The sequence below is a fragment of the Echinicola shivajiensis genome (assembly GCF_018642165.1).
Lineage (GTDB): Bacteria > Bacteroidota > Bacteroidia > Cytophagales > Cyclobacteriaceae > Echinicola > Echinicola shivajiensis.
The window spans coordinates 1-23389 of record NZ_JAHHZM010000013.1; the positions used below are offsets into that span (position 1 = coordinate 1).

13 protein-coding genes are annotated in these 23389 nt (G+C 40.4%); 10 read left to right on the forward strand and 3 right to left on the reverse strand.

Annotation, left to right across the window (positions count from 1 at the left end):
• The 3 genes from KMW37_RS17110 to KMW37_RS17120 form a co-directional block, all read left to right on the forward strand.
• Window positions 1-4472 (forward strand): DUF7507 domain-containing protein (locus tag KMW37_RS17110; RefSeq protein ID WP_215225880.1); only part of this gene is annotated, 4472 nt, incomplete at its 5' end.
• 14 nt (window positions 4473-4486) lie between these two features.
• A complete protein-coding gene (locus KMW37_RS17115) occupies window positions 4487-5461 on the forward strand; it encodes a PorP/SprF family type IX secretion system membrane protein (protein WP_215225881.1) in 975 nt (324 codons plus the stop codon).
• Between the two features lie 2 nt (window positions 5462-5463).
• Entirely contained in the window at window positions 5464-8163 is a 2700-nt protein-coding gene (locus tag KMW37_RS17120) for an OmpA family protein (protein WP_215225882.1), read from the forward strand.
• 134 nt (window positions 8164-8297) lie between these two features.
• Here KMW37_RS17120 and KMW37_RS17125 read toward each other — a convergent pair whose 3' ends face one another.
• Window positions 8298-9587 (reverse strand): M23 family metallopeptidase, encoded by a 1290-nt coding sequence (locus tag KMW37_RS17125; RefSeq protein ID WP_215225883.1) that lies wholly within the window; start codon window positions 9585-9587, stop codon window positions 8298-8300.
• A gap of 290 nt (window positions 9588-9877) precedes the next feature.
• Between KMW37_RS17125 and aspS the strand changes: the two genes are divergently transcribed.
• Window positions 9878-11632 (forward strand): aspartate--tRNA ligase, encoded by a 1755-nt coding sequence (aspS, locus tag KMW37_RS17130; protein ID WP_215225884.1) that lies wholly within the window; start codon window positions 9878-9880, stop codon window positions 11630-11632.
• Window positions 11633-11688: 56 nt separating this feature from the next.
• Here the strand turns inward: aspS and KMW37_RS17135 are convergent, their stop codons facing one another.
• Entirely contained in the window at window positions 11689-12396 is a 708-nt protein-coding gene (locus KMW37_RS17135; protein WP_215225885.1) for a lysoplasmalogenase, read from the reverse strand.
• A 457-nt stretch (window positions 12397-12853) separates the two neighbouring features.
• Here KMW37_RS17135 and KMW37_RS17140 point away from each other — a divergent pair, with 457 nt between their 5' ends.
• From KMW37_RS17140 to KMW37_RS17160, 5 genes are all read left to right on the forward strand, one after another.
• Window positions 12854-16036: a TonB-dependent receptor gene (locus tag KMW37_RS17140; RefSeq protein WP_215225886.1), complete on the forward strand. Its 3183-nt coding sequence runs from the start codon at window positions 12854-12856 to the stop codon at window positions 16034-16036.
• A gap of 103 nt (window positions 16037-16139) precedes the next feature.
• Entirely contained in the window at window positions 16140-16652 is a 513-nt protein-coding gene (locus tag KMW37_RS17145) for a GNAT family N-acetyltransferase (RefSeq protein ID WP_215225887.1), read from the forward strand.
• A 137-nt stretch (window positions 16653-16789) separates the two neighbouring features.
• On the forward strand, window positions 16790-17740 hold the full coding sequence (locus KMW37_RS17150) for a dihydrodipicolinate synthase family protein (protein WP_215225888.1): 951 nt from the start codon (window positions 16790-16792) through the stop codon (window positions 17738-17740).
• 67 nt (window positions 17741-17807) lie between these two features.
• A complete protein-coding gene (locus KMW37_RS17155; RefSeq protein ID WP_215225889.1) occupies window positions 17808-19319 on the forward strand; it encodes a sodium:solute symporter in 1512 nt (503 codons plus the stop codon).
• 10 nt (window positions 19320-19329) lie between these two features.
• On the forward strand, window positions 19330-21045 hold the full coding sequence (locus KMW37_RS17160) for a hypothetical protein (protein ID WP_215225890.1): 1716 nt from the start codon (window positions 19330-19332) through the stop codon (window positions 21043-21045).
• A 302-nt stretch (window positions 21046-21347) separates the two neighbouring features.
• Here the strand turns inward: KMW37_RS17160 and KMW37_RS17165 are convergent, their stop codons facing one another.
• Window positions 21348-22475 carry a DUF4221 domain-containing protein gene (locus KMW37_RS17165; RefSeq protein ID WP_215225891.1) on the reverse strand — a complete coding sequence of 376 codons (1128 nt, stop codon included), beginning with the start codon at window positions 22473-22475 and terminating at the stop codon, window positions 21348-21350.
• A 143-nt stretch (window positions 22476-22618) separates the two neighbouring features.
• On the opposite strand from KMW37_RS17165, the gene KMW37_RS17170 reads away from it, so the two are divergent.
• On the forward strand, window positions 22619-23128 hold the full coding sequence (locus tag KMW37_RS17170) for a hypothetical protein (RefSeq protein ID WP_215225892.1): 510 nt from the start codon (window positions 22619-22621) through the stop codon (window positions 23126-23128).
• Window positions 23129-23389: the final 261 nt, after the last annotated feature.

Genomic DNA, 23389 nt, shown 5'->3' on the forward strand with positions numbered 1-23389 from the left:
CGGTAACCAATACTGGTAATGTAAGCTTGACCGGGGTAAGCGTAGCGGATGCCTTTGCGGGCGGGGCTACCCTTGAAAGTGGCGATGCAGATAATGACGGTGAGTTGGATCTGACTGAAGCATGGGAATACAGCGCCTCTTACGATGCTACTCAAGCGGATATAGATGCAGGAGCTGATTTGGTTAACACTGCCATTGTAAGCAGCAATGAGTCCGGAAATGCGCAGGATGATGCTACAACGACGATCACGCAGACTCCAGGCATTGCTATCGAGAAAGTGGTAGACGTGGCTGATATCAGTTCACCGACTACCCTTAACTATACGATTACGGTAACCAATACTGGTAATGTAAGCTTGACCGGGGTAAGCGTAGCGGATGCCTTTGCGGGCGGAGCAACCTTTGTAGGTGGTGATACTGACAATGACGGCGAGTTGGATCTGACTGAAGCATGGGAATACAGTGCCTCTTACGATGCTACTCAAGCGGATATAGATGCAGGAGCTGATTTGGTTAACACTGCCATTGTAAGTAGCAACGAGACTGCTGATGCGCAGGATAATGCGACAACGACAATCACGCAGTCTCCGGCATTCACTGTGAATAAAATTGTTGATTTGGGTAATATTAACACCCCTTCAACCCTTGCTTACACTATTGAAATTGTTAATACTGGTAATATCAGCCTTAATAATGTGTCCCCTGTGGATGTAATGCCTGGCGGCGGATCAGGAGACTTAGGCACTCCAACTGAAAGTGTAAATGCAAACGGTATATTGGAAGTGGGTGAGAAATGGACATATGCTGCAGAATATAATGTCACACAAAGTGATATTGATAAAGGCAATCCATTGGTGAACACTGTAACGGTGACTGTGGATGAGTTAGGAAACCCAATTAGTGATGATGCTTTGACAACCATCACCCAGTCTGCAGGAATAGCCATCGAGAAAGCAGTTGATGTAGAAGAGATCAGTGCACCGACTACTCTGAACTATACAATCACTGTTACGAACACTGGCAATGTGAGTCTGACTGATGTAATTGTGGCGGATGAATTCGCAGGTGGAGCAACTTTAGTAAGTGGAGATACAGATAATGACGGTGAAATTGATTTGACCGAGACTTGGGAATACAGTGCTACATATGAAGTTACTCAAGCTGACATCGATGCAGGTGCTGACCTAGTTAACACTGCGATTGTAAGCAGCAATGAGACAGGGGATGCGCAGGATGATGCAACTACTACCATTACTCAGTCCGCGGGTATTGCGATTGAGAAAATAGTTGATGACGCTAATATCAATGCACCAACTACATTGACCTATACGATTACGATTACCAATACAGGTAATGTGAGCTTGACGGGAGTAAGTGTAGTGGATGAGTTTGCAGGCGGAGCAACTTTCGTAGGTGGAGATGCGGACAATGATGGAGAACTTGATCTAGCTGAGGCTTGGGAATATAGTGCTACTTATGAAGCAACTCAAGCTGATATCGATGCGGGAGCTGACTTGATTAATACTGCGATTGTAAGCAGTAATGAGACAGCGGAAGCACAAGATGACGCTATCACTACCATTACTCAATCTGCAGGCATTGCTATCGAGAAAGTAGTAGATGTTGCTGAGATCAGTGCACCGGCTATCCTAAACTATACGATTACAGTAACAAACACTGGAAACGTAAGCTTGACGGGAGTAAGTGTAGTGGATGAGTTTGCAGGCGGAGCAACCTTTGTAGGTGGTGATACTGACAATGACGGTGAGTTGGATCTGACTGAAGCATGGGAATACAGCGCCTCTTACGAAGCGACCCAAGTGGATATCGATGCAGGATCCGATTTGGTTAACGTAGCAGTAGTGAGCAGCAACGAGACTGCAGATGCCCAGGATGATGCGGTAACCATGATTGTTCAATCTGCCGCAATTGATTTGATCAAAACTGCTGATAAGGATTCCTTCAGTGAACTTGGTGAATTGATCACCTATACTTTGACAGTAACCAACACAGGTAATGTGAGCCTAAGCGATGTGGTAGTCACAGATCCTTTAACTGGAATGGATGAGAATGTAGGTGGACTGATGCCAAATGAAGAAAAAGAGTTGATCACAACTTATGTGATCACTCAGGAAGATTTGGATGCCGGAATGTTGACAAATATGGCTTCTGTAACTGCTGATGCACCAGCAGGTGGAGAAGAAGGTGATAGTGATGAAGTAACCATTGACGCGGACCAAACTCCAGGTATCCATTTGGATAAAGTAGCGATAAGTGAAAACTTCGATGAAGTTGGTGATGTGTTGGATTATGAAATCCATGTAACCAACACAGGCAATGTAACCTTGTCAAACATTATCATAGTAGATCCTCTTACAGGGCTAGTACATAATGTAGCAAGTCTAGCTCCGGGAGTAATTGTAACTGTCAATACTAGCTACACAGTAACTCAGGAAGATCTAGATAGAGGATTCGTAAATAACCAAGCTTCTGTTATAGGCAAAGGCCCTCGAGATAACGATCACGAGTTTGGAGACGAAGAGGAAGTTCCTGCTGAATTGAGCGCTGGAATTAATTTAGACAAAGTTGCTGATAAGGAAAGCTTCAGTGTAATAGGTGAAGAAATCACTTATACTTTGACGGTGACAAATACTGGCAACGTAACGCTAAACAATGTCGTTGTTGGTGATCCATTGACAGGATTTGAAGAAACTGTAGCGACCTTGCTTCCAGGTGAAAGCCAATCATTCAATACAGTTTATACTGTTACTCAGCGTGATTTGGATAATGGAGGTGTCACTAACGTGGCGAATGCTTCTGCTAATGATCCACAGGGTAACACAATTGAAGATGATGCAAGTGAAGAGTCTGGAGCTTCTTTCAACAGAATCATAGCTAATGATGATAACTTCGGAGTCTTCAATAGGCCTAACTCTAGAGCCTTCGGAAACATCTTGCTAAACGATAGGTTGAATGGACAGAATGTAAGCCCAGATGATGTAGACTTTGAGTTTGTTGACTTGGATGGCATCATAGGTTTGGAGATCGCAGCTGACGGTACCTTGTCCATACTTCCAGGAGTTGAGGCCAGAGAATACACCTTGAGATATGAGTTGAGAGAAAAACTTAATCCAAGCAATATGGATGATGCAATAGTGACTTTCAGAATAGTTGCCAATGAGGTGTTGCCAATGAATGACGAAGTGACTACTAATCAGAATCAGGAAGTTAATATCGATGTCCTGGACAATGATGCTACAGACTTTGTTGAGTTGGATAATTCAAGTGTAACAGTGGTCGATGGACCGGCAAATGGTTCGGTGACTGTGAATCCTGATGGAACAATTACCTATGTTCCTGACACGAACTTCAGTGGTACAGATACCTTCACTTATCAAGTATGTGATGTAAGTATCCCTGATCCAATCTGTGGAACTGCAGAGGTAACCGTTGAGGTGAGGCCATTGTCAATGAGCATAAGCAAAACGGTGAATGTGACCAATGCGACAGTAGGTGAAATGGTAACTTATATGATCAGCTTAACCAACAATAGTATATTCACAGTTGAGGATATAGTGTTGTCAGATCTGTTGCCTGCTGAATATATGATGGTGTCCTCTACAAGAGAGCCAATAGATGGAGAAGTGACAGTTTGGTCAGTACCAAGTCTGGCACCAGGAGAATCTATCTCCTTCGATATCCAAGTAATGGCGCTTGCAGAAGGTACAGCAATCAACGTGGCAACAGCTACTGCGGGAGATTACACAATAAGTGATGAAGCAGCGGCTGTGGTGATTGAGTTGGCAGACATTGACTTGAGCATTACCAAATCGTCCATGGGAGCGGAGATTTATGAAGGTGACCAATTCGACTACCAGATAGTAGTTCGAAACGAAGGAGTAGCGGATGCAAGTGATGTCCTAGTTACGGATCGACTTCCATCAAATGTAAGCTTTGTGGATGCAACTTATGTGAGCAGTAGTGATGAGATAATTCCTGAAATGAATGTGAACGGACAAAATGTAACTTGGAACGTACCATTCTTCCCTGTGGGAGGAGAGCTTACCATCACGCTGACAGTGAGAGCTGAGGCATCAGGAAATGTGATCAATGAAGTGACCGTTGATGCAGCGGAAAACGAAATTGATCCTGATGATAATACAGCGATAGATCAAAATGTTATCGAACCATTCTTCATCCCGAATGTGATCACACCAGGAGATGTCGATAATAAGAACGATCAGTTTGTGATTAAAGGTCTGGATAAATTTGAGCAAAACGAGATTGTGATCTTCAACAGATGGGGAGACCACGTTTACGAAGCGAAAGATTACCAGCAGGATTGGACAGCAGAAGGCCTTAATGCAGGTTCCTACTTCTACGTACTGACAGTAACTGACAGACAAGGAGAGCAGCATATCTTTAAAGGCTGGATCCAAGTGATTAAGGATGGAAGTGAATTCGATAACTAAAAGCTGATAAAAAGATGAAAAGTATTTTTAAAATTTTCATAATGTCCCTAGTGGTAGCCTTCACGGCTACCCAGGGTACTTTTGGCCAACAGCTTCCGCAGTTCAGCCAATACATATTCAATGGACTGCATGTGAACCCGGGTTATGCCGGTTATAAGGGAGTACCCTATATTCAATCAACCTATAGAAGCCAATGGGTTAATTTCCCAGGCGCTCCTAAGACCTTCACCATTACGGCAGATTTAAGCGCCAATGAAGGTACCATGGGATTTGGTGCTTCTATCATGTCAGATAAAATAGGGCCTTCGCAGACCTCTTCGGGCATGTTAACTTATGCTTACAGAATCCAGACAGGGCGTGGGTCATTCCTTGGTTTGGGGGTAAGTGCAGGGGTTTCTGAATATGTTATAGATGGTACCATGCTAGATCCGAATGATTTTGGAGATAATAATATTCCTGAAGGAAGGGTAAATGTTTTTACACCTAATGTTAATACAGGGATTTTCTTTAACACAGCAAGGTTTTATACAGGTATAAGTGTGTATAATTTGGTAGGAAAGAAGGCACTTGAGAAAGAAGATATTGCCTTGGCTTATCATAATTTTCATTACTATTTTACCGCAGGAGCCATGCTTCCGATTTCAGATGATGTACAGTTCAAGCCATCCATCTTGATCAAGGAAGAAAAAGGAAGTGCAACCAATTATGATATCAATGGTATGTTCCTCTTTATGCAGACTATATGGTTGGGAGGATCCTATCGTTCCAACATGGGCAATGGCAATGAGGCCTTGCAGGAAGGTTTATCCAAGAGGAATTCTATTGCGGCAATACTTGAAATTTTTGCCACTAATAATTTAAGAATTGGGTATGCTTATGATCATAGTACCAATGTTTTGAGTAATTTAAGAAACAATTCCCATGAGATTTCTGTGGGTTATTATATTACTCCTAAAAATATTAGAATGAAAAACCCAAGATGGTTCTAGATATGAAAAGGATTTTTATACTTCTGTTTGTGGGTGCATTTATAGGATTTAGCCAAGTACCGGCTTTTGGCCAGAATGCTCTCCTTCGTTATGCTGATAAACAGTATAAGTTGTTTAATTATGAGGAAGCCGCTCAGGTTTATGAAAAGGCTTTTGATAAAAAGGGCAAGTATGTTGCGGCGCAGATGGCAGCAAAAAGCTACCAAAAGCTGAACGACTATGATAATGCCTATAAATGGTGGAAAACTACTGTTGGGTTTGAAGAAGCCAGCACTCAGGATTATGTGAGCTTTGCGGCTGCAGCCAACCAGCTTGGAAAGATGGGTGAATTGGTAGTGGCATTGGACTCTTTGCCTAAAGACGGCAAGCTGGACAAGATCAACCTTGATTCTATGATGAGCTGGTACAATAAGCCTGTAGCTTTGGAAGCTGTGGGCATTGATTCTTTGAACTCATCATCTGCAGATTTCGGAATGGTAATGGATGCCAAAGGAAATAAATATTTTGCATCTGACAGAGGAGCTGAAGGTGGTTCAGGAAAAGCTGCATTGAGGTTTGATGTTTCCAATAAAATTGATGAAGATCATTATGCTTGGACAGGTCGAGATTTCTTGACAGTTTATAAAATCAATAAAGATGGACAAGTTGCCAGCTTGAATTCACCAGTTCCTGATAGTTACCATTTTGCAGACCCGTTCTTTTTGGAAGAGCAAGCCGTGGCATTCTATACAGTAACCCGTGAGGTGAAAAGAATAGATGGTAAGAAAGTGAAAACCAGAAAAATGGTCAATCCAGAAATGGATTTTGGCCAAAATCAAGATGAATTTGTTGATTTTCACCCTGAGATATATTTCAGTAAAATAGGTGAGAATGGTGAATTTGCTGACTATAGTGCTTTCCCTTTGAATGATGCGCTGAAGTATTCACTGATCAATCCATTCCTTGATGAGTCTAGCAACAAGCTTTATTTTGCATCTGACATGGAAGGTGGTTACGGTGGGTTTGATATCTACGTGATAGAATATGACAAGGATTTCAACTTTGGTGAGCCCAAGAATTTAGGTGAAGCCATCAATACCAGTGGAGATGAAAGAGATCCATTCCTTTTTGGTAAGCATTTTTACTTTTCTTCTGATGGACATTTTGGATTAGGAGGTCTTGATATCTTCAAAGCAGATTTTGATAATGGTAGCTTTTCTAATGTGAAAAATATGGGTATTCCATACAATTCACCGCAGGATGATTTTGCTATGACATTGTCAGAAGAAGGAAGTCAATATTTATCCTCAAATAGAACAGGAGGTATGGGCTATGACGATATTTACCTGATCAAAGATATGTACAGGAGGTTTTTGGCCAAGGTGGAAGATTGTAATGGAGATTTAATTACTGATGGATTTGTAGCAGAGTTTATAGAAAAAGACATGGACAAGGCCATTGATTTGGAGAGAGATGTTGAAGGAGAGATCAAAGCTAATATTGCACCTGAAGCAGATTATGAATTGAAGATCAGTAAAAAAGGTTATTTCCCTGTGCATGATGAAGGCATCAGTTCTGTAGGGATGGAAGGTACTTTGTTAGAAAGGGAATATACACTGATCCCAATTCCTTATAGGACTACTGTGTTTGTGGATTTGGTATATTATGACCTGGATAAATCGATGATCAGAAGTGATGCTCAGCCAGTATTGGATAAGCTAGCCTCATTGATGAATGAGCACGATTATTTGGATTTAATGGTGAGGTCACATACAGATGCGAGGGCTTCAGATGAGTATAATGAGAAATTGAGTAATACTAGAGCAGATGCTGTTGCGGCCTATTTGGGACAAAAAGGAATAGCTTCAAATAGGGTGCATGAAGAGTGGTTTGGTGAAAAGGAATTGGCCAATGATTGTGGCGATGGTGTACCATGTCCAGAGCGTTCCCACCAAATGAACCGCAGGAGTGAGTTAGTGTTGATGGCCTTTGCAGATGAAAGCAAGGAGTATGAATTACCTGCGGACTTATTGGATCTGTGTTCTAAGCCGAATTTGGGTATCCAAATGAATGTACCTACCGTTTATTTCGATTTTGACCAAGCGGTTTTAAGAACAGAAGGAGTGAAACAACTTGAACGTTTATTGCTTCTAATGAAGGAAAGAGAAGGCATTCAATTGGCGTTGGAAGGACATACCGATGTAAGAGGTTCTGAAGCATATAATGAAGGGCTTTCAGAAAAAAGAGCTGAGGTGGTAAGGGATTTTCTAACAAAAAGGGGAATAGCTGAAAGCAGAATTTCCTATAAATGGTTTGGGAAGACCCGCCCTGTACATGGCTGTGAGGATGGTAACTGTACTGAAGCAGAACACCAGTTGAACAGAAGAACAGAAATCAAGTTGATGCTAAATGAAAAGAACATCAATGCTTCCAATGAAGAGATTCAGGAAGAGAAGATGGCTTATCTTAAAAAAAAAGGTTTGATCAGTGAAGCAAGTGGAACAGTAGTGGTGACTGGAGTGTTTTCCTCCAGCACCAACGCTACTAAGCACTCTTTGAATTCAAGATTGAATGGATTTGCTGATGCAGGTTTTTTCATTGATGATGCAAGCGGATTATATTATTGTTATGCTATAAAAAGCAATAATGCCAATGAGCTTAGTAAGCAGTTGGCCCAAGTGAGAAAAGCGGGTTATGAAGGAGCTTGGATCATGAATTTATAGTAAAGAAAAGAGATTTGAACAAAAAAATAAGGCGGTCAATTGACCGCCTTATTTTTTATGTAATCTTTTATTGAAATATCCTGAATCATTAGAGAGATATAATCTTAAATCTTAAGGACCTCCAATTTGTCTTTTTATCTCTCTGTTAATAACCTGTCTTCATCTTGTCCTTCTTCATAAGGAATAGAGGCTAGCAAATCAAGTTTTTCTTGTTTTACTCTTTCAAAAGCCAGTTTGTTTTGTTCTGAGATCGGTTCTGAAGGCGGAATTTCCTCTCTTAACCAGTCAACTTGTTTGCCATGTTTCCAGAACCTGAAACAAAGGTGAGGTCCTGTGGCCAAACCGGTGCTACCTACATAGCCAATTACTTGTCCTTGTTTTACTCTTACGCCATTCCTTATCCCACTTGCTATTTTGGACATGTGCAAGTACTGGGTAGTGTATGTGCCGTTATGTTTAACCTTAACATAATTACCATTGCCTCCAGTGTAACTGGCAGCAATGATGGTTCCATCACCCACTGCTCTGATTTCCGTTCCTCTTGGTGCAGCATAGTCTGTGCCAAGGTGGGCTTTGTATCTTTTTTGTACTGGGTGGTATCTTCTGAGGTTATATCGGGAACTAATTCTAGTAAATTTAACCGGATCTCTCAAAAAGGCCTTCTTAAAACTGTTGCCCTTCTCATCAAAAAAGGAAACCTGTCCATTTTGTTCAAAAGGAATGGCATGATAAGGCTGTCCCATATGCTCAAAAAAGGCTGCTTGGATATCATCAACTCCTACCACTTCTCCTTCAACCACTCTTTCGTTATAAACTACTTTGTATTTGTCTCCCTTTTGCAGGCGCTGGAAATCTACGCTCCAGCCGTAAAGGTCTGCAAACTGGTCAATTAAGTCCGGGGTGATGCCCTGTTGGGTCATATTTACATAAAGGGAGCTGGTGATTTGTCCTGCGACTTCCCTTTTCCTATATTCTACTGGTTTGGCCTCTTTATATATATCCTTACCATCCAATTTGTAGACTACAAATTCCGCAGCATTGGGCTCGTAGATAAAGAACGCTGCTGTGGAGCTACTGTCCTTGGCTGTCAGGACAGTGTACTTCTTATTGTAGGCGATTTTCCTGACATCAAAAATGTCCTTGGATTTTTTCGCTATTTGGTCAATGATTTGGTAGGGGACATTAAAAGGGGCCAGTATGGTTGAGAGTGTTTGATTCCTTCCCACTACCCCTTCGACAACAGCTAAGTCATCTACATCGATGCCGTAAAGCAAGTTTTTTTCCTTTACGATTTCTGTTTCAACAGGTGTTTGAGTTTCTTCTACCACGACCTCTCTTTCCGGCTCAAGATTAAATTGGTAGTATCCAATTCCTGCCGCCGCCAGCAGCATTGCTCCTGCTGCTGCGATCCATTTTTTCTTCATTCCCTAATTTTGATTTTGGCGATTAAATAATACGGTAATTAGTTTAAATTTAGGTCAATTTCCAAGCGTTTGGGCCTTTTTTTGAGCCACTTACCAGTAGCTTGGTACTCATTACTTGGTTTAGTGGATTTTCTCTGTTATTTTCTTGGAAACCGAGACACAAAGCTCGCTATTTTTTGAACTTTGCCGAAAAAAAGATCATAAAAATATGTTATACTCTTTGTCATAATAGTAAACTGTGATTCGAATTATTATCTTTGGCGATCAATATTGAATAAAACAATAAAAATATGCTAAGAACACATACTTGTGGAGAGTTGCGCTTAGAGGATGTGGGCAAGGAAGTGACACTTTCTGGTTGGGTACAACGGGTCCGAAATAAAGGTGGATTGGTATGGGTGGATTTAAGAGACCGATACGGCGTTACCCAATTGATTTTTGAAGAAGGGTCCAGTGATCAGGAGCTATTGGATAAAGCTGCTTCTTTAGGAAGAGAATTTGTTATTCAGGCCAAAGGAGAAGTGATTGAAAGAACTTCTAAAAACAATAAGATTCCTACCGGAGATATTGAATTGAAGGTGGTGGCTTTGGAAGTATTGAATGCTGCCAAAGTTCCTCCTTTCGTCATTGAGGATGAAACTGATGGGGGTGAGGAATTGAGAATGAAATACCGTTACTTGGATTTGAGAAGAAGGGTAGTCCGTGAAAAACTTCAGCTAAGACATCATATGATGCAGGAGACTAGAAAGTTCATGGATGCGGAAGATTTTATGGAAGTGGAAACTCCTGTGTTGATCAAATCTACTCCTGAGGGGGCTAGGGACTTTTTGGTGCCTAGCAGGATCAACCAAGGAGAGTTTTATGCATTGCCACAGTCTCCTCAGACCTTTAAGCAATTGTTAATGGTCAGTGGATTTGACCGTTATTTCCAAATAGTAAAGTGTTTTAGAGATGAAGACCTAAGGGCCGACAGGCAGCCTGAGTTTACTCAGATAGACTGTGAAATGTCCTTTGTGGATCAGGAAGATATCTTGCAGACCTTTGAAGGTTTGGTGAAGCATTTGTTCTCCACGGTGAAAAAGGTAGAGTTACCAGAAGTGGAAAGAATGACTTTTGCCGATGCCATGAAATATTATGGTAATGATAAGCCTGACCTTAGATTTGACATGAAATTTGTTGAGCTGAATGATTTGGCTCAGAACAAAGGTTTCAATGTTTTCGATGCAGCTGAACTGGTTGTTGGTATTTGTGCACCAGGTGCTGCCAGCTATACCAGAAAGCAGGTGGATGCATTGACCGAGTGGGTGAAGCGTCCGCAGATCGGAGCCAAAGGTTTGGTATATGTGAAGTGCAATGAAGATGGATCCTTTAAATCTTCTGTAGATAAATTCTATAGCCAGGAAGACCTTAAAGCTTGGGCAGAGAAAATGGGCGCACATCCAGGAGACTTGATGTTGATCCTTTCTGGAGATAAGAATGCTACGAGAAAGCAGCTTTCTGAATTGAGGTTGAAATTGGGCGCAGATCTTGGTCTTCGAGATAAGAATGTCTTCAAACCTCTTTGGGTATTAGACTTTCCATTATTGGAGTGGGATGAGGAAACTGCAAGGTATCATGCCATGCACCATCCATTTACATCTCCTAAGAAAGAGGATATTGCATTACTGGAATCGGATCCAGGAGCAGTTAGGGCCAATGCCTATGACTTGGTGATCAATGGTGTTGAGATCGGTGGTGGTTCTATAAGAATCCATGACCGAAATACTCAAAAGACCATGTTTAAGCATTTGGGCTTTACTGATGAGGAAGCACAAGCCCAGTTTGGGTTCCTTATGGAGGCATTTGAATATGGTGCCCCACCACACGGAGGGATCGCATTTGGCTTTGATAGACTTTGCGCCATATTTGGAGGTAGTGACTCAATTAGAGATTATATCGCATTCCCGAAAAACAATTCTGGAAGAGATGTAATGATTGATTCTCCAAGTGTCATTGCTGATGATCAATTAAAAGAGTTGAGTATTCAATTGGATCTAAAGAAGTAATTTCAAATAGTTTTGAATATACATTTTGAGCAGGTGCCTTAGAGGTACCTGCTTTTTTATTGGTCTTTAGTTTTGACAGGACTGTAAACAAGGTGACTTCTGATGCCCATGACAATTAGCAATTGGGCAAGAATATATGTGGCCATGATCAAAAGGCCACTATTGTTGATTGGCTGAAAGAACAGGTCTAAGGCCAAAATACTGTCTGAAATCAAAAAAAGTATTGCGCCCAGGAATACCTGAACGAAGCTCTGTGTATTTGTCCTTTTGAACCTCTCTCGTGCGGTGCTTACCATCATGACCATCGCCAAGATGTATAAAACTACTGGGGTTTTAAGTTGGTGGAGGCTGTCGTTGATGAGGAAGTAAACTATGGCCGCAGCAATATAAATGGGCAGGTTATAAAAGAAGATTTTCAGAAAGTTGATCTGCCTAAGGTTTATCTGATGGTTTTGGATAAGCTTGAAAGCAATGATATAACATATTTGGGCAATAAAGAAGGCCCCTAGACCGTACAAAAACATTTCGGGAAACAGTAAAAACACATCACCGATCAGGGATAGCACCAAGGCCGCTCCTACTGATTTTCTTAGCAAGCTGTTCTTTATCAATGAAGTGGCGCTCAAAAAATAGGCAGTTAAGGATATCATCAGCAATGGTTTTGATATAAACCTCATTTGTTCCTGCTGCTGAGTGATCAAGGCTATATCAGCCAATCCTGAAAAGAGGTAAAGATAAAGCCAGCCAATTCCTTTAGTCTGCATAAATTTTTCTGTGGTTAAATCTAATGGTATATGTTGAACCTTTTTGATACAAATAATTGCCCGTTTTTCAGTGGGTTATTCTAATAGGCTTGCATGGTTATTTGTAAGGAGTTTTGAAGATAATAAAATTTTAGAATAGTGCTGAAGGGACAAAAAGTATCAATGAGTGTATAAAAAATGTATTTAAATTATATTTAATGGGATATATGTCACATAAGTCTCTTTTTTGCTTTTGACGATTTAAAGGTTTTAATAAATAAGGTGTTTGTGTTGTTTGATTTTGTATTGGCCTTATTTAGTGATTATATTTAGAATATTGTTTTAAATGAAGTTTTATTTGATATTAATTAGACTACTTTTTTAGGAGTTTATAATTAATAAATATTAAAAATAAAACATCTAAAAGTCCTATAATTTTATGTTTAATTAGTTCAAATTCTAAACAGTTTTTAAGTCTATGAGGAAATTACTACTAAGAAATTTATTGACAGTATTAATGATACTTGGTGTCTTGAATATGGCCTGGGCACAAGGAGTTACTACTGCAAGTATGCAAGGGGTTGTGACTGACGCCTCTGGTGAAACTTTGCCTGGAGCCAATATTGTAGCGATACATTCGCCTTCAGGAACTAAGTATGGTGTTTCCACTAGAATAGATGGCCGTTTTACTATTCAAGGAATGCGTGTTGGGGGCCCCTATATTGTGGAAGTCTCTTATATAGGTTTTGAGACCGTAATTATCGAAGATATTAACCTGCGTTTGGGGCAAGCATTTAGCTTAGATGTGATGCTTCAGGAGGAGGGGATTATGATTGAGGGAGTAGAAGTCCTTGCAGTCAGAAATCCTGTGATGAATGATGAGAGAACTGGTGCTGCTACTAGCATTAGTAATGAACAACTCAATTCTTTGCCTTCCATTTCAAGAGGCCTGAATGATTTTACTCGACTGACTCCTCAGGCTTCCACTGCAGGAGACGGGATATCCTTTGCAGGTCAAAATAACAGGTACAATCAATTTGCTATAGATGGAACCGTCAACAATGACGTTTTTGGGCTCTCTGCTTCAGGGACCAATGGAGGGCAAACAGGTGTTCAGCCCATTTCTTTGGATGCCATAGAACAGGTTCAGGTAGTGATAGCTCCTTATGATGTTCGTCAAGGAGGTTTTACAGGTGGTGGTATCAATGCCATTACCCGTTCGGGTAATAATGAATTCCAAGGTTCGGTTTATTACTATTTTAATAATGAAAGCTTGGTGGGCAAAAGTCCAGATGAAGAAAGAACTAGACTGGACAGTTATTCAGATTATCAGACTGGGTTTAGACTTGGAGGTCCTATTATAAAGGATAAATTGTTCTTCTTTGCCAATGGTGAGGTGACCAGCCGTACCCAGCCTTTACTATATAGACCGGGTACCAGTAATTCCAACATCAGTGTAGAGGAGATGGAAAGGGTGCAAGCAGTCGCTAATCGCTTGGGCTATGAACCTGGCCCATTTGGGGAATATAGTAATGAGACCAATTCCGAAAAGATTTTTGCCAGATTAGACTGGAATATTAACCAGAACAATAAACTTACCCTAAGGCACTCTTATGTATTTGGGGAAAACATCGATGGTTTTAGAAGCCCTAATGAAGCAAACTTTTATAATTATGGAGAGTACTTCCCTTCAACTACCAACAGTACGGTGTTGGAACTTAACAGTAACTTCAGATCGGATATCTCCAACGAGTTAAGAATAGGATATACCACAGTAAGGGATGACAGGAATTATTTGGGAGATCCATTTCCTACTGTGAATGTGAGATTAGGAGGAGGGAGAAGTATTAACTTCGGTTCGGAGCCTTTCTCCACAGCAAATCAGTTGGATCAGGATGTACTGACCATTACGGATAATTTGACTTTTTATAAGGGTAAAAACACCATTACGGTAGGTACACACAATGAGTTTTACAAAACTTATAACCTGTTCATCAGACAAAATTTTGGTGCTTATTCTTACCATTCTTTGGAGGATTTCGAAACGGTGGGCACAGCGGCTGAGATCCTGCCAAGAAGCTACGATTATTCTTATTCCAGGACAGATAATCCATTGCAAGGAGCAGAATTTAATGCATACCAATTAGGATTTTATGTTCAGGATGAATATCAGGCCAGCAGGGATTTGAAGATAACTGCAGGAATCAGGCTTGATATCCCAACTTTCTCTGAAGAGCCTTCTGTAAATACTGCTTTCAATGAAGCTTTTGCAGAATATGATGTGGCTACGGATCAGATGCCAGGAAGCCAGTTGATGATTTCGCCGAGAGTAGGGGTGAACTGGGATGTCAATGGTGATGGAACCACTCAGGTTCGAGGTGGTATAGGCTTATTTACTGGTAGGGTGCCTTTTGTTTGGTTGTCCAACCAATATACCAATACAGGGAATGAATTTGCTAGAATTTCTTTATTCAGAAATGATGGCAGTTTGGGGGATTTTGAAGGAAGAGAGGATTTTACATTTGTGCCAGATCCCTATGGCCAGCCTGATGCTGAAGATCTTAATGAGCCTCTTGGCATTTCGGAAGTGAATGTAACGGATAAGGATTTCAAGTTTCCACAAGTGTTTAGGTTAAATGGAGCCATTGACCATCAGTTCCCTGGGGGGATCATTGGTACGTTTGAGGCCATTTATACCAAAAACCTTAAAAACATAGATTTTAAAAACCTGAATATCATGGAAGATGGAACACTTGAAGGAGGCCCTGATAACAGGACTTATTTCAATGGTTTTATCAATGATAATTTTAATAATGTCATCTTATTAACAAATACTGACAAGGGGTATGCCTATAACCTTACTGGGCAGTTTCAGAAATTTTTTGAAGGAGGTTTGTCCTTGAGTGCGGCCTATACTTATGGGCAATCCAAGGACGTGAATGGAGGTACTTCCAGTCAGGCATTTTCCAACTGGAGATATGTGGAAAATGTGAACGGTGGAAATAATCCTGGGATTGGATTTGCTGATAATGATATCCGATCAAGAGTGATTGCCTCAGTGAATTACAGAATAGAATACCAAAATGGTTCTGCTACCACTATAGGATTATTCTATAATGGGCAATCTGGAATTCCAGTATCCTATGTTTATGATGGAGATATTAACAATGACAGGACATTTGGTAATGACTTGATCTATGTTCCTGCCAACTCTGGGGAGATAAATTTTACAGGTACGCCTGAAGAACAGACAAGGCAGTGGGATATGTTAAATAGTTTTATTGAGGGGAATGATTACCTAAAATCAAGAAGAGGTGATTATGTCGAAAGGAATGGTGATAGGCTTCCTTGGACCAATCAAGTGGATATGCGCTTTATGCATGAATTCCAATTGAAAACTGTCGGGGATACCAACCATAGGTTACAGTTCTCATTTGATGTGTTTAATCTGGGCAATTTGATTAGTAAGGAATGGGGTCGACAATACAGTGTAAACAATAACTCCTTCTCATTAATCAACTTTGATGGGTATGAAGATGGTACAAAGATACCCACCTACTCTTATGATGGATCTGGGCTAAGCAATGGAAATCCTTACTTTGTTAGTGACTTCCTGTCAAGATGGAGAGGTCAGGTGGGCATCAGATATATTTTCGATTAGTGTTTAATTAAATCCAAACCAAAAAGTATCCTGAGCAATTGGGATACTTTTTTTCTTTTGATTGAAAATAGCCGCTTTACGGCTTATTATTATTTTTGCACTTATGAACATTCAATACCGTCCTATACAAATCAAGGATAACCAAGCCGTAAAGGAATTGATTCAAAACGTTTTTGTTGAGTTTGATGCTCCTCGTGAGGGAACCGTTTTCGCAGATCCAGATATGGAGGATTTATATGGGCTTTTTGAAAGGACCTCTAAGTCAGTTTTTTGGATAGCAGAAGCCAGTGGAGAAATATTAGGTTGCTGTGGCGTATATCCCACAGAAGGCTTGCCCAGAGAGGTGGCAGAGTTAGTGAAGTTTTACCTTGCTCCCTCTTCAAGGGGAAAGGGAATAGGGAAGGCTTTATTGAAAAAATGTACAGAAAGTGCCCAAGAACTTGGTTTTAAGTCGCTGTATATAGAAAGCATTCCCGAATTTGAAAATGCCATTGGTCTTTATAAAAGACAAGGTTTTAGGCGTTTGGATCAACCATTGGGTGATTCTGGGCATTTTACCTGTACTATATGGATGCTTAAAGAATTGAGCCCTGCTGTTTCAATTGCCATTGACTAAATGAGAATATTTTTGGTTCGATATAATATTTCGTATTGCTGGCGAATAGCCAATTCTATTTGAATATTTTGTGTTCGATTGCTTAATGGTGTTACTGCATAATAGTCTGAAACAGATAAAAGCAGTATTATTAAGTGATGAAGACAACTTATAATATACCTCGGCCATTTAAAGGGATTATTCCACCGATGGTCACCCCGCTTACGGATGAATACCATCTTGACTTGAAAGGACTTGAACGTCTTGTTAATCATATTTTGGCTGGAGGAGTTCATGGACTTTTTATTTTGGGGACTACAGGAGAGTCTACAAGCCTCTCTTATGTTATTCGTCACGAGCTAGTCAAACGAACTTGTGAAATAGTTGATGACAGAGTGCCAGTTTTGGTAGGGATTACGGATACTGCTGCAGCTGAGAGTCTGCGATTGGCGGAGACAGCAGAGAAGGAGGGGGCTTCAGCTGTGGTTGCTGCACCACCTTATTATTTTAATCTTGGCCAGCCTGAATTAATAGAGTATTATGAATTTTTGGTGGAGCGGCTTTCCCTACCTTTGTTTCTTTATAACATGCCTTCTCATACCAAAATTATTATTGAACCTGACACAGTGAGGACATTGTCTAAATATGAGGGGATAGTAGGTTTAAAGGATAGTTCTGGCAATAACGCTTATTTCAATAATGTAATGAACAAGATGAAAGGGCGATCAGATTTTTCCTTGTTTGTGGGGCCGGAAGAAATAATGGCAGAAACAGTTTTGCTTGGCGCTCACGGGGGGGTAAATGGTGGTGCCAATATGTTTCCTGAGTTATATGTAAAACTATATGAAGCAGCAGAAGCAGGTGATATAGCTACTGTCAGAGCCCTCCATGCCATTGTAATGGAAATCTCATCAAAGCTGTATTCCCTGGGTAAGTTTGGTTCCAGCTATCTGAAAGGAATTAAGGCAGTATTGAAGATTATGGGAATCTGTAATGATTATATGGCTTCTCCATTACATCGATTTAGAGAAAAAGAAATTGAGGAGATAGCTGCTAATTTAAGGGGAATAAGGGAAATGATGCAGAAAAAAGCAGGGCTAATTGACTAGAATTGGCTCATATATTATTTTCCCTAGAAAATATAAATAGAGAATCATTTAATAACCCAATAACCCCATGCAATTACCCGTAATAGACCTGGTCATTTTTTTAGTATACATGATGGGCATACTGTTTTTCGGAGCTTCATTCTATTTCAGAAAAGGTCGAACTACTGATGACTATATGGTGGGAGGAAAGAGGTTGCCTGCCTGGGCTATAGGAATGTCCATTTTTGCCACCTTCGTAAGTAGTATCAGCTTTTTGGCTTTGCCAGGTAATGCTTATATGAGCAATTGGAACAGTTTTGTGTTTAGTCTTTCAATTCCGATAGCCGCCTTAGTAGCTGTTAAATTCTTTGTTCCGCTTTATAGGGAGTTGAAAAGTCCCTCAGCTTATTATTACCTGGAAACCAGGTTTGGGTCATGGGCAAGAAACTATGCTTCTATTTGTTACTTGCTCACTCAGTTGGCAAGAATGGGAACCATATTGTATTTGTTGGCCTTGCCAATGAATGCCCTATTGGGTTGGGATATTATGACCATTATCATTGTGACAGGGGTTTCTGTTATCATTTATGCGTCCCTGGGCGGTATCGAAGCGGTCATCTGGACAGATGCAATTCAGGGGATAGTCTTGATCCTGGGCGCCATACTTTGTTTGGTAATTATTTTGTTTTCTATGCCTGAGGGGCCAATGCAAGTGATAGAAATAGGTAGGGGACAAGGCAAATTTAGTTTAGGAAGCTTTGGAATAAGTTTGAGCGAAACCACCTTTTGGGGGATTTTGGTTTACGGTTTGTTTATCAATCTTCAAAATTTCGGAATAGATCAGAATTATGTACAACGATACATGAGTGCCAAATCCGATAAAGAGGCGATCAAATCGACTTGGTTTGGAAGTAGTTTGTATGTGCCCGTTTCGCTTTTATTCTTTTTTATTGGGACAGCCCTGTTTGCCTATTATCAGGTGCAACCGGATTTGCTTCCTGCTGATTTAGGAGCAGCAGATGCAGGGGACAAGATTTTTCCTTTTTTCATTGTCAATGGACTCCCAAGAGGAATGACGGGCTTGCTGATAGCTTCTATCTTTGCTGCCGGGATGAGTACAGTCTCAACCAGTTTGAACAGTTCTTCCACTGTGATACTTACCGATTATTTCAAGAAGTATTTTCCATCTCTTTCAAACAGGAAAAACAATTTTAAAGTGTTGGTTGGATCGGCAGTGTTCATGGGGCTGCTAAGTATGATGGTTGCATTGGCAATGATTCAGGTGAAAAGTGCTTTGGATGCATGGTGGGCCTTGTCTTCTGTTTTTAGTGGAGGTGTTTTGGGCCTGTTTTTACTGGCTTATTTTTCAAAAAATGTCAATCAGTTGGAGGCTGCTATTGCAGCAGTAATTGGTGTTCTGGTGATTTCTTGGATGAGTTTGACTCCAATATTCATTACTGAAGGACCATGGTTTTCTTTCCGAAATCCTATACATACGAATCTGACCATTGTGATCGGTACTATGGTGATTTTTTTCTCTGGATTTCTACTCTCTTTAGTATTCAAGAAAAAGCAACGAAATAGCTATATCAATAGATAAAATATTCAATATGGAAGCGAAATTATTGTCTAGAGAGGTCAGGCCAAATACAGGTAAGCCTGTGATTGGAGTCTTTGCCCCTTGCGATCCGCGCATTGATGCTGCAAGCAGGGAACGCAGTATTAACCTCATAAAGCACGCTGCAGATGTATTAGCAGGAAAGGTGATATTGCCTGGCGGCGCTGCTGTAGATGTGGTTTATTCGGATGTCTTGATAGATGCCGAGGCCCAAGCGGATCAGGTAGCTCTTCAGTTTAAAGAGGTGGGGGTCAATATTCTAGTTTGTGTGCCAGATACCTGGTCCTTTCCGCAATTGACTACCATTTCTTTACTTTCACATTTTCCAAAAGATATTCCTGTCAATTTTACAACGGGTAATAGTGGCACCCGTCCAGGGGTGGTTTATACCCATGCTACTTCTGGTGCTATAGCCCAATATGGAAAGCTCACGCACATCAATGTGGGTAAATGGCCGGATTCAGGTCAAAATCCCGAAATGAGTTCAGAAACAGCCAAGGATTTAATCGATTGGTGCTATGCTGCAGTAACCTTTCAGGGCCTAAAGGGTAAAAGGGTAGTCGTTTTCGGGCATGACTCCATGGGCATGGAGACCGCTTTGCCACATGTGTTGGAAACCAGGAACCAGTTCGGTTTGGAAATAACTAGACTGGATATGAAGTTGCTGGCAGATATGCTGAAAAAGGAATCTTATGATAAGGAAGAGTTAAAGAAACTGAGGAGTTGGCTGGAAAATCATGCAGGGGAGAGGATAGAGTTACCTGATGGGGAAAAGGATAGTGAATTGCTAGACCAAAGCTTGGCGCTTTATCTGATCGTTAGGGATCTGATGAAGGAGTTGGATGCTGTAGGTGGAGGATTTATGAGCCAGTTGGAATGGGGATCCGATGATCGTGGGATCCAATTGCCTGTGGCGGACATTATGGAGTCCTTGTTCAATAGTGATTTTGACCATAATGGACCTAAGTCTGTGCAGCCTTTTGCGACAGAGGCAGATGTGCAGGCCCTGTTGACACAGTTGTTTATGACTTGGCTTTCAGGGGGGAATCCACCTTTGTTTATGGATTTCAGAAAGGTTTGGGAAAAAGAGGATGTAGCTGAGTTTGCCGCCCAAAATGGCTATCAGGCATCTGGTAATGAGCCTTGGATGCAAAAAGGATTTGTTGATGGTGTGAATTCTGGTTCCGCCTCATTCAACTGGGCGGCAGTGCCGGGAACTTCAGAAAAGGAGGTTATGGAAAAGATCAGCTTTCCCAAAGCAGTGGATTATTTTTATTATTTGGGCAATTCGGTTCACTTTATCTCCCCAGGGGAAATCAAGGGCTTGGCTGCCCGCTTGGCCTTTAGTTCCTTATCAGGGATGTTTTCTATGATCTGGGATGAGGCTGAAACAGTGGAATTACCAAAAGATTTGGCTCAAAAAATTTGTGAGGGAGCCAATCCTACTTGGCCACATACTTTTGTTGTTCCCAAATATGCTTCCATGCTGGAATATAAACAATATGCTCCTGCAAATCACTTTCATATGACTTGGGACCTTGAACCGGCAAGGCTTCAGTTTTGGATGGATTTCTGTAATGTACTTTCTGTTGCTCCTTGGAATGCGCGTCCACAGTTTATAGAAGGAAAAGACCGCCCTATGCCACTATTATATTTGCTAAATGGAGGAGAAGATGTGACCAAAAAATTAAAAGCAGGAAAAGCTTAATCCCTGAATTGGTTTGTTTTGAAAATGAAGTTGTAACTAAAAATCTTCTTTCAGAATATTGATCCCTTGATGATCTATTAAATATTAGTCTTTATATTAAGGTTTAAAAGGTAACTTATTGTAATTTCTTCATTAATTTACTATTAAAATGCTCTCTATCACCGGATAAGTGCTGTGATATTTTGGTTGAAATATGGTTTAGAATAGAACCCGTTATCGCTCGTTTAATATTTCTGAGAGCTCATTATCAAAATCCAATGAAACAGCAATGTCAGATAGCTTAAAGTCCGATTGTATTTCTTTTAATTCTTTTCCACCAATTTGTACTGGAAAAATTCCAAATGCTCATCGGAGGTACTTGGTTCAAAGGGTGTCAAGTTATACTGGTCTTTGAACCCGAAAAATCCGGAGTATAGTAGGTCTTTGTTTTTTCCGAGGTAATATTCCTTAAGCAGTTCACCATCTTCATAGAATAGGTCCAAGTATCTCTGGTTTTCCATTCCATCTTCTAAGTTGATAATTGTTCTAATTCGATATATTATATGATTAACTTCGTCAATATATGGCAGACCAAAGGAAGTACTTTCAAAGTTTGCTAAAGGTCGTCGGTCAGGTGGAGAGAAATTGTCTCCTGAAGAAGGATTTAACATTATATTTCTGGTTTTCCCGCTAGTGAAATCGTAGAAGAATACCTTTGATGAAAAGGAATATTGATAAATTAAAAAGTTTCCTGAAACTGAATAGCTTGGGTTTTCATTGTTTTTATAACTGAGGTCAGGCGATTTTATGAATTCCTCTGGAAAGAAAATGGGCAATTGCTCGAAATTGAATTCCCAATTTTCTGGGTCAATTTGAAGTTTAAGGAAATGTGGAAATATTGGGTAAGGAATTGTATGGATAAGGTTGACCGAAAAATTTCTTTTTAGTTGAATGATAATATCTCCTTCATCGGTTCTAGGGTACGCAGTCAAAGCACCTGAAAGGAAAAATTCATGATATTTTTCACCAAGCTTTCCAATTACAGAGTTTTGTAAGTCAGTTTTTTTGACTACTTCTCCTTTATTATTAACGATATAGAAATGGGTGAGTGAAGTTATTAAAAAGTGATCATCAAAAATGGGGATGGCTTTATTAGGGTGTAACTGCAGTTGTTTTGGTCCATCACCTCTCTTTAAAGGAATGATGTCAATCAGTAGTTTTTTGTCTAAGTCGCTGATGACAATTTGTAGATTAGGGTCTATGAAAATATGTGCATTTTTGTCCTTGTATTTACTGATGGTTAAGTTGAATGTTTTTGGAGTGATGAGATTTTCGCCAAAATCCACAAAACTTTTTGAGGATACAATTTCATGCTCTTTTTCAGATCTTGATGGTCCTGATTGGCAGGCATAAAAAAGTCCTATTACGCAAAAAAGTAGCCATTGTCCCATGATCTAAATGATTTTACTAAATATACTAAAAACTATTGAAATAGTTGAAGAATAGGATTGTGGATTCATTGGCTTGAAGCGATTCCATTTGCTTTATTTTTTAAACTGCTTTATGTTTAGGATTCCTACAATAAATATCAACCATGAAAAAGGTATTTGTATTTGCACTGTTTTGGGTGTTATCAGGTTTTGCAATGGCGCAGAACAAAGCGGATGAGGCTATGGGGAAATTGACCTTCTTGCAAGGAGAATGGGCTGGAATCGCAACAAGCCGGCAGGGTGCTGGAGAGCTTATCGAGTTGAAGCAATATGAGGAAGTGAGCTATAAGCTCGAAGGGAAAATGCTGTTAATCGAGGGGAAAGGCTTTGTGGAGGGAGTTTTGAAATTCAATGCTGTCGCTGTGATCACCTATAATCAATGGCAAGAAAAGTATGAGATGAAGGTTTGGCGAGGAAATGGCCTAAGCATAGATGCCTATTTTAAAGCACTTGGCGAAAGCCATTTTGAGTGGGGTTTTGATATTCCCCAAGGTGGAAAAATGAAATATGTGATCAGTCTAAATGATTCAGGTCAATGGTATGAAGTGGGCAAGTATTCCCCTAATGGGGAAAAGTGGTATCCAAGCTTTGAAATGACCCTGGATAAAAAATAAAGTATTTGTAATTCAAGGCCTAATTTAATTCCAACCAAGCCGTTTTGTTTGCGACATTACAGGCCAGTTGGGTAATAGTTGTTTTGATAAGGCCGAGCAAAGTCGAAGTGATGTTAACACTTCGACTCCGTTCGGTCTGAAAATATTTGGTGATGTTTATTGATGCAAGTGTTATTTGTCGTTTGAACAGGGTCTCGACTCCGCTCAACCTGACAGTCCTTCGTCACCTTGAGTACCTAAGTAACGGTAGTTATGAAGCAA

What these genes read in the sequence shown, in the direction of transcription:
- KMW37_RS17150 (WP_215225888.1), top strand. Translation starts at nt 16,790, where the DNA reads ATGAAGACAACTTATAATATACCTCGGCCATTTAAAGGGATTATTCCA.
- KMW37_RS17120 (WP_215225882.1), top strand. Translation starts at nt 5,464, where the DNA reads ATGAAAAGGATTTTTATACTTCTGTTTGTGGGTGCATTTATAGGATTT.
- KMW37_RS17155 (WP_215225889.1), top strand. Translation starts at nt 17,808, where the DNA reads ATGCAATTACCCGTAATAGACCTGGTCATTTTTTTAGTATACATGATG.
- KMW37_RS17145 (WP_215225887.1), top strand. Translation starts at nt 16,140, where the DNA reads ATGAACATTCAATACCGTCCTATACAAATCAAGGATAACCAAGCCGTA.
- aspS (WP_215225884.1), top strand. Translation starts at nt 9,878, where the DNA reads ATGCTAAGAACACATACTTGTGGAGAGTTGCGCTTAGAGGATGTGGGC.
- KMW37_RS17165 (WP_215225891.1), bottom strand. Translation starts at nt 22,475, where the DNA reads ATGGGACAATGGCTACTTTTTTGCGTAATAGGACTTTTTTATGCCTGC.
- KMW37_RS17160 (WP_215225890.1), top strand. Translation starts at nt 19,330, where the DNA reads ATGGAAGCGAAATTATTGTCTAGAGAGGTCAGGCCAAATACAGGTAAG.
- KMW37_RS17170 (WP_215225892.1), top strand. Translation starts at nt 22,619, where the DNA reads ATGAAAAAGGTATTTGTATTTGCACTGTTTTGGGTGTTATCAGGTTTT.
- KMW37_RS17135 (WP_215225885.1), bottom strand. Translation starts at nt 12,396, where the DNA reads ATGCAGACTAAAGGAATTGGCTGGCTTTATCTTTACCTCTTTTCAGGA.
- KMW37_RS17115 (WP_215225881.1), top strand. Translation starts at nt 4,487, where the DNA reads ATGAAAAGTATTTTTAAAATTTTCATAATGTCCCTAGTGGTAGCCTTC.
- KMW37_RS17140 (WP_215225886.1), top strand. Translation starts at nt 12,854, where the DNA reads ATGAGGAAATTACTACTAAGAAATTTATTGACAGTATTAATGATACTT.
- KMW37_RS17125 (WP_215225883.1), bottom strand. Translation starts at nt 9,587, where the DNA reads ATGAAGAAAAAATGGATCGCAGCAGCAGGAGCAATGCTGCTGGCGGCG.